The 7,941-nt window shown below is 65.4% G+C and carries 9 protein-coding genes; 7 read left to right on the forward strand and 2 right to left on the reverse strand.

Annotation, left to right across the window (positions count from 1 at the left end; translation table 11 throughout):
- Positions 1–2: 2 nt before the first annotated feature.
- Genes ACFWY9_RS10140 through ACFWY9_RS10150 form a run of 3 tightly spaced genes read left to right on the forward strand, consistent with a single transcriptional unit; the run spans position 3 to position 3,856 of the window.
- Positions 3–1,928: an amino acid adenylation domain-containing protein gene (locus ACFWY9_RS10140; RefSeq protein ID WP_378324374.1), complete on the forward strand. Its 1,926-nt coding sequence runs from the start codon at positions 3–5 to the stop codon at positions 1,926–1,928.
- The gene (locus ACFWY9_RS10145) at positions 1,921–3,069 is read left to right on the forward strand and encodes an acyl-CoA dehydrogenase family protein (RefSeq protein ID WP_378324373.1); all 1,149 of its coding nucleotides are present in this window, start codon (positions 1,921–1,923) and stop codon (positions 3,067–3,069) included. Before ACFWY9_RS10140 ends, ACFWY9_RS10145 begins: the two co-directional genes overlap by 8 nt.
- A 37-nt stretch (positions 3,070–3,106) precedes the next feature.
- A complete protein-coding gene (locus ACFWY9_RS10150; RefSeq protein ID WP_378324371.1) occupies positions 3,107–3,856 on the forward strand; it encodes a thioesterase II family protein in 750 nt (249 codons plus the stop codon).
- A gap of 145 nt (positions 3,857–4,001) precedes the next feature.
- On the opposite strand, the gene ACFWY9_RS10155 is transcribed toward ACFWY9_RS10150, so the two are convergent.
- Positions 4,002–4,799, reverse strand: a complete 798-nt coding sequence (locus tag ACFWY9_RS10155; RefSeq protein WP_378324370.1) for an SDR family oxidoreductase — start codon at positions 4,797–4,799, stop codon at positions 4,002–4,004.
- 347 nt (positions 4,800–5,146) lie between these two features.
- The gene (locus ACFWY9_RS10160; RefSeq protein WP_378338697.1) at positions 5,147–5,791 is read right to left on the reverse strand and encodes an FMN-binding negative transcriptional regulator; all 645 of its coding nucleotides are present in this window, start codon (positions 5,789–5,791) and stop codon (positions 5,147–5,149) included.
- Positions 5,792–6,017: 226 nt separating this feature from the next.
- On the opposite strand from ACFWY9_RS10160, the gene ACFWY9_RS10165 reads away from it, so the two are divergent.
- From ACFWY9_RS10165 to ACFWY9_RS10180, 4 genes are all read left to right on the forward strand, one after another.
- On the forward strand, positions 6,018–6,350 hold the full coding sequence (locus ACFWY9_RS10165) for a cupin domain-containing protein (protein WP_378324369.1): 333 nt from the start codon (positions 6,018–6,020) through the stop codon (positions 6,348–6,350).
- Positions 6,351–6,365: 15 nt separating this feature from the next.
- Positions 6,366–6,917 (forward strand): hypothetical protein, encoded by a 552-nt coding sequence (locus ACFWY9_RS10170; RefSeq protein ID WP_378324368.1) that lies wholly within the window; start codon positions 6,366–6,368, stop codon positions 6,915–6,917.
- Positions 6,914–7,669: an RraA family protein gene (locus ACFWY9_RS10175; protein ID WP_378324366.1), complete on the forward strand. Its 756-nt coding sequence runs from the start codon at positions 6,914–6,916 to the stop codon at positions 7,667–7,669. The genes ACFWY9_RS10170 and ACFWY9_RS10175 overlap by 4 nt, the downstream gene beginning before the upstream one ends.
- Before the next feature lie 26 nt (positions 7,670–7,695).
- Positions 7,696–7,941, forward strand: a 246-nt coding sequence (locus ACFWY9_RS10180) for an alcohol dehydrogenase catalytic domain-containing protein (RefSeq protein ID WP_378338656.1), incomplete at its 3' end; no start/stop codon positions are given.

Raw genomic sequence — 7,941 nt, forward strand, 5'->3', positions numbered from 1 at the left:
TAGTGCCGCGAGCGGTTTACTCATCGCCTTTACGAAACACCCGAGAAGGGGCGAAGGTTATCGGAATGCAGCAGTATGAGAGCCTCGCTAGGACAACACCGGAAATACTTGATCCCCCCAGCGCGCCGATCCCTTCGAAAGCCGAGCCCGTCACCGCGCGGATCGCCCGCCGTGCCAGAGCGGAACCTGACCGCGCAGCGGTGGTGCACGGCGAACGGAGCCTGAGCTACGCCGAACTGTTCGCCCGCGCAGGCGCGCTCGCCGCCATTCTCCGGTCCCACTCGGTGGGGCGCGATGTACTTGTACCGCTGTGGCTCGATCGCTCACCCGAGCTCGTCATCGGCGCGCTGGCGACCTGGCTGGCCGGCGGCGCGTACGTCGGCATGGATACCAAAGAGCCGCCTGCCCGCGCCGAAAGTATTCTTGCCGACTGTGCCAGCCCGGTGGTGCTCACCACCCGCTCGCTGGCCGGCAGCCTCCCACCCGGTGCCCCGCCCGCGATCGTGGTCGACGAGCCCGTCGGACCCACCGGCGGCGGTGTCCTTCCCCGGTCCACACCGACCGGCGGTGACCTGAGCTATGTGACGTTCACATCCGGTTCGACTGGGCGGCCCAAGGGCGTCCTGGTGGAGCAGCAGGGTGTCGCCGATCTCGTGGACTGGTACGTGGACACCTTCCGGATCATGCCTGGTGACCGGATGCCGCAAGTGGCCCGCCCGTCATTCGACGGATGGGCGTTGGAAGTATGGCCGTGCCTGGCGGGCGGCGCGACCTTGTGCGTCACCGAGCGGCAGATTCCCGATTCCCCGCAGGACTTCGTAGACTGGCTGTGCCGGCAGCGGGTGTCGGTCGGCTTCTTCACGACCGCACTGGCAGTGCAGCTGCTGCGGGCGCGCTGGCCTGCCGATGGCGGATCGATGCGGGCGATGCTGCTCGGCGGCGAGAAGCTGCACGCGCCGCCCACCCCTCATCCCCCATTCCGGCTCTACCACGTCTACGGGCCCACGGAAGCCACCATGCTGGCCACCTGCGGGGAAATCCGCGCCGACGCGGCCGCCGACACACCACCACCCATCGGCTATCCGCTTCCCGGCCTCACCGCTCATGTGCTGGACAGCGAACTTCGCCCCGTCCCCGACGGCGAAGCGGGGGAGCTTCACCTCAGTGGCGCGGCGGTCGCCCGCGGCTACCTGAACCGAGCCGATGAGACCACGCAACGCTTCCGCGAAGATCCTTATGCCGCACGGCCCGGCGTCCGGATGTACGCCACCGGTGACCTCGTAGCGCGGCTCCCCGACGGCCGGCTCGCCTTTCTCGGCCGCACCGATGATCAGGTGAAGCTACGCGGTTTTCGGATCGAGCCGGGTGAGATCGAGAGATCCCTGCTCGCCGTGGCGGGCACTGCGCTGGCCGCCGTCGTGGTGCACGAACCCGGCGGCGGAGCCACACGGCAACTTGTCGGCTACTGGTGCGCCACGGACGAAACTCGCGCTCCCAGCACGAGCACGCTGCGCGATCACCTGACCGCCGTGCTGCCGCAGTACATGATCCCGCACGCGTTGGTCCAGCTCGACGCGCTGCCGGTGAACGCGCACGGCAAGATCGACCGCCGAGCACTGGCGACACGGCCACTCCCGGCAGATGCCGGCTCCGCGGGCGGCGAGACGCCCTGCCTCGGCCCGACCGAGCAGCTTCTGGCCAAGCTCTGGGGCCGGGTTCTCGGCCAGTTCCCGGCGAGCCGGGACGACAATTTCTTCGACCTCGGCGGCGACTCCCTGCTGGCGATGCGCCTGGCGGCCGACGCGAAACGCCACGGCCTGCACCTCAACGCGGAGGACATGTTCGAAACCGACGCGCTCTTCGAACTCGCCGATCTGCTCGACAGGCGCGCAGCCACGGGGCCCCTCGCAGGTGACTACCATGCGTAACGAGATCATGGATGCGGAGCACCACGCCTTCCGAGAGCTCGCCCGCGCCTTCATCGCCAAGGAGATCACACCCCACTACCCGAGCTGGGAAGCCGCGGGCCGGGTCGACCGCTCCGTCTGGCGCGCGGCGGGGGACGCCGGACTGCTCGGCATGGACATGCCCGAGGAATACGGTGGCGCGGGCAACCCGGACTATCGCTTCAACGCGATCCTCGCGGAGGAACTGGCGGCTGCCGGAACGTATGCGCCCTGCCTCCCGCTGCACAACGAGATCGTCGGTCCCTACCTCCGTACTCTGACGACCAAGGAACAGAAGGAACGCTGGCTGCCCGGTTTCTGCGATGGATCCCTGATCACGGCCATTGCGATAACCGAGCCGGACGCGGGTAGTGACATCCAGGCCATGCGGACCACGGCGATCCGCGACGGGGACCACTGGATCCTCAACGGGAGCAAGACGTTCATCTCCCATGCGCACACCGCCGACCTCTATCTCACGGTCGCACGCACCCAGCAGGGACAAAGCCGAGGGCAGGCGGTGTCCGCGAGCATCTTCGTCGTGGAGCCGCACCGCGCCGGCTTTTCCCGGGGACGAACACTCGACAAGGTCGGCATGACAGCCTTGGACACCGCCGAGCTGTCCTTCCAGGATGTAGTGGTCCCCGCGGAGAACCTGCTCGGCAAGCCGGGTCGCGCCTTCGCCTACCTCATGCGCAACCTGCCGCAGGAACGACTCTGGATCGCCGTTTCCGCGCTGGCCGCCGCCGAAAGGGTTCTCGAGGACACCCTGGAATACTGCCGACGACGTGTCGTCTTCGGCCAAGCGGTCGGACGGCACCAGCACAACCGCTTCGTCCTCGCCGACCTCGCCACCGCGCTCGCCGTGGCCCGTAGCCACACCGACCGTGCGCTGACGGTACACAACGAGGGGCGTCTCGGCTCCGAAGACGCCGCGATGGTCAAGTGGTGGAACACGGAACTCTGTCAGAACGTCGTCAACCGCTGTCTGCAGCTGCACGGGGGATACGGCGTCATCCGCGAGAATCCGGTCGCGCGCGCCTTCCTCGACACCCGGGTGCAGACCATCTACGGAGGGACGACCGAGATCATGAAAGAGATCATCGGTCAGTCGCTGATCTGATCGTTTCCGCTCGGCGGCACAGGAGGGGGAATCAGCCATGCCACGAACGCATCCCTGGTACCTGGTCTTCAGGCCCTGCCCAAACCCGTGGCTGACGCTGTACTGCCTTTCCTGCGCGGGTGGGAGCCCGTCGATGTTCCGGCCCTGGATCGACCATCTCCCCCAGGGAATAGAACTGCGTGCTGTACGGCTACCGGGCCGGCCGGGCCGCCACAAGGAAACACCGTTGACCGACATCGACAGTGCCGTCGAGGCACTGCTCGATGGCCTTCAACCGGAACTCGCCGGTCCCTATGGTTTCGTCGGCCACAGCATGGGCGCGCTACTGGCCTACGGTATGACGCTGGCGCTACGGCGGCAGGGCTCGTCCTTGCCGCGGATACTCGCGATCGCCTCGTTTCCGCCGCACGGCGCTTCACCCCAGGTAATGCCTGACCCTGAAGACGATGACAGGGCGTTCATCGCCGACCTCCGCAGGCTCGGGGGCGTCCCCGGTGAACTGCTCGCGGACCCGCCGATGCTGGCACGCGCACTGCCAACACTCCGCGCCGACTTCAGTGTCTGCCGCAGCTATGTGTACCGGCCCGTGCCTCCGTTGCCCGTGCCGGTGATCGCCTTCAGTGGTGACGCGGATCGAGTGACGCCGGCCGAGACGTTGAAGCCCTGGCACGACGAGACAACGGACTTCCGTGGCCTGCACCTGTTCCCTGGCGGCCACTTCTTCCTCTTCGATCACGTCCCGGCATTGGCAGACCTGGTCGTCCGCGCGACAGCGGGCGACGCATGATGGGTGGTCCTCCACCTGCGGCAGCCGCGCGCATCCCCCTGTTCCGCGATCAGCGCGGCGGACCGGTCCAGGCGGACGGGCACGCGATACAGCGGACAACCTCATCCGCTGTGTCGCGTGATCCGGTATCCGTTCTCGTCTGCCGTCACGGCGCCGCGCCGGCGGAATCGGTCAAAGCGACGCGGGAGCGCTGGGCAGTACCGCCGAAACGGCTGACGATGCGTAGCGGCAGCACCCGCATCCCGAGCCCGAACAGCCACCACGGCGGCCAGGCCGGGACACACGCTCGCGCGGGCTCGTGTTCGATCACCTTGGCAAGCGCACGGCAGCCACGCTCGAAATCGGCCACCAGCGGTCCTTGGGCGGTCTGGGTTTCCGAGCGGATGTAGCCGGGCAGCAGGGTGGTCACCGCGATCGGTGTGCCCATCAGGTCAGCACGCATGCCTTCGCCGAGGGCCAGCACCGCGGCCTTGCTGGCAGCATAGGTGGTCAGGTTCTGCGGGAAGGCACGCAGCGCGCACACCGACGAGATCAGGACCAGGTGCCCGGCGCCGCGAGCGCGGAAGATCTCCAGTGCTGCCTCGCACTGGGCGAGTACGGCGGTGAAGTTGGTCTCGGCGGTACGCCGGTTCAGTTCGAATTCGCCGGTGCCGACCGGCCGGCCGCGGCTGCTCCCCGCGTTGACCACGATCCGGTCCAGTCCCCCTGGCTCGGCGGCGAACTCGCCGAATACCTTGAACACCGCCGGGTGGTCGGTGACGTCAAGGGTGCGCACCGACACCGAAATTCCCGGATACTCCGCCAGCAGTTCGTCGCGTAGCTCCTCCAGGAGGTTCTGCCGCCTCGCGCACAGCGCGAGGTCGCGGCCGCGCCGGGCGAACTCCCATGCCATCCCGCGGCCCAGCCCGGCGCTCGCGCCGGTGATCAGGATCCGGCGTCGCATCAGGCAACCCCCGTCCACTTCGGACGGACCGGCGACTCAGGAAGATCGAACGCCGCCCGCGCGGCGCGGATACACTTGCCGCCGCTGGCGCAGCGCTCTTCGTCGGTCTTGATCGTCACTCGCATCACCATGTCACCGGCAGCCTTTCCAGTCCTACTACGATCAATCCGGTTGTGATCTTCAGTTCATGCGGAGCGACCACCCGAGCTTTCTTCGTACCGCGGCGAAACTCCGCTTGTGCCGCCACGCGCCCGGGGTGCGGCGGTGTCCTTCTGGGCTATTGGTCGCATCACCTTGTATCGACCGTTCCTTTGAATTCCATTCTAGAACCCGACGACCCTTCTCTCCTACCGCAGCCGCTCCATAAGCTCGGCGACCGCCCTGCAGCCGGTGGCCTCGTGCGTCGAGAAGTGTGTCTGTACCGCGGCGCGTACGTCGGCAGGCTGCTCCTGGCTGAGCTTGAACATGCCCTCGGCGCGCGAGATGGTGAATTGGAAGGCGCCAACTCCCGGCAGTAGCTTGCCGAAATATCCGATCGACCCGGACATGTCCCAGCCGGCACCGAACTGTGCTTCGAAGATACGGACCGTGGACTGGACGACATCCATCGTCTCTTCCCTCGACTCGATCCTGCGGAGCACACCGTGGACATGCACCGCGGTATAGTCCCAGGTGGGCGCGGCGGGGTCGTTCTGATAAACGGTCGGCGACACGTACGCGTTTGGCCCGATGAAGACCAGAACGGACTGGGTGCCGCCGGCCAACGCTTCCCAATGCGGGTTCGCTCTGTTCAGGTGACCGAGCAGGACACCCCCGGCCAGCAGGTCCGGCCCCGCGTTCAAGGGAAGTTCCTTCGGAATCAGCGGAAGATGGGTCACATAGGGACCAGTCGCGGATTCACCACTGGTCACCAAAAGAGCGAATGGATTCCTCCGAATGATCTCGACCATCCAGCTACCGGCCGGCGGACGATACTGCATCGGCACGTACATCGTCGCCACATCCCATCCAGCTCACCCTCGACACTGATCACGATATTAACAACGCGAAACTCGTCGATGTCAAGCAAAGGTAACCGGCGCATAATCCCAATATTATTGACATCGGAACACCGCCAGTATGTCCTGCCGACAGGACACGAAGGAACACGCTCGGGATGTTTTCCGGATCGACCGGATATACACTGGGAAATGCAAATCCATCCGAAGGAGGCAATGGATGACCAGCGCGACGCACTACCCTGCCGGACACAAGGAGACAACAGACCTCTTCCCGAACGCGCGGCTCCAGTTCATTCACGGGGACACCATGACCTTCGCCAGGTGGGAGTTCGAGGAAGGCGCCAAGGTCCCCGCGCACAGTCATCCTCACGAACAGATCACCCACTGCCTCGAGGGCACCCTCGAGCTGACCATCGACGGCAGGAATTTCGTGCTCCAGCCGGGCGAGACCATCGTCATTCCTGGCAACATCGAGCACGACGCCTCCGCCCCCAATGGCGCGAAGGGAATCGACGCGTTTCAACCGGTGCGCGAGGACTATCGTTTCTGATCGAAGGGCGGCAGCATGAAGAGCAACTCGCGAACGCTGCGAATTCACACGCTAGGCCCCACCGGCACAAACTGCGAAGCGGCCGCACATTACTATCTTGAACAAAATGACTACGAGGACGGCAGCGTCACGCTGTACGACACACTCGAGGACGCGGTGAAGTACGTTCTCGACGAGCCGGATAACAGCGCCCTGCTCGGCTGCATAGTCTACCCACAGTTGAACGACATTGTGTTTCGAAATCTCGCTTCGCTGACACTGCGGGAATGCTTTATAATGCCGACACATCGCATGGTCTTCGCCAGGCCTGTCGACGGACCGGAGGTCGGCCCGAGAGCCACGGTTCTCTGTCATCCCGCTCCCGTACAGCTTCTCGACGGCAGGGACCTCGACATCCGATTCGCGACAAGCAACGCGGCCGCCGCGAGCCAATGTGCGGCAGGAGAGTCGGACGCGTGTATGACGACGATCGTCGCCGCCGAGGCGAACAAGCTCGAAGTTCTCGAGGACTTCGGCCCGGTGCCGATGGGTTTCAGCATTCATGTACCGCATAGGACCGCGTCATGACCTCTGGTCTGTCGGAGCTGAAGGCCCTCAGCGTCAGCGACGAAGCACCGCTTGGCAAAGTTTTCGAGTCGGCGAAGAGCATCATGCTTGAGCGCGGCATCTCCACATGCGCGATCGCGGACGTACTCGACAAGCTGGGCATCCCGAACACCGTGTTGAACCCGGGCCTTCACCGCGTCTCGGGTGGCGAGCCCCTCTTCTTCGGAGCCGCCGTTCCGGTCAGTTGGGTTCCGCAACGCAAGGGCCCCCGTATCACCGACCCGTTGCCCAGTACCTGGTCGGCGGTCCGTGACTTCCTCGTGCCGGAGATCACCGACGGCCGTGGGCGCGTCTACGTCGCCGGTTCCGGCCCCATAGTCAGAGACGCCGCCCTGGCAGGCGGCTTGTCCTCCACCTACCTCATCGAACAACTGGGTTTCGAGGGAATGGTGCTCGGCGGCGCGATCCGCGACCGTGGTCTCATCGAGAAAAGCCAGCTACCTGTCGTGGCAAGCAACTTCGTTCCCACTGACACCCAAGGCGCCTTCCGCGTCGACGCGGTCAACACCGCGTGTGTCATCGACAACGTCACCATCCGGGCCGGTGATTGGATTTTCTCCGACGGAAACGGCACCGTTGCAGTGCCGTCGGTACTGCTGCACGAGGTGCTGTCCGCGGCAGCCGCCACCGAACACACCGAGCAGCAAATTCTCCGGCGAATCCGGTCGGGTGAACGGCTACCCCAGATCATCGACGAAGTGGGACAGATCTGAGTCCCCGACGCGTAAAGCAGGTGTACATGCGCGCGGTCGCGGTATATCGACACGGTGGCCCCGAGGTGCTGACGCCGGTCGAATGGACCACGCCGGTGCCGGGGCCCGGCGAAGTTCTCGTCGATGTCATGCTCATCGGCGTCAACTATCACGAAACGTACGAGCTCAGTGGCCTTTACCCTCGCGAGGTACCTTATGTTCCCGGCCGGGAGCTGGTGGGAACCGTAGCCGCACTGGGCGACGACGTCGACGGCGTCACGGTAGGTGACGCC

The organism is Amycolatopsis sp. NPDC059027 (assembly GCF_042739735.1).
In the GTDB taxonomy this organism is placed as follows: Bacteria; Actinomycetota; Actinomycetes; order Mycobacteriales; family Pseudonocardiaceae; genus Amycolatopsis.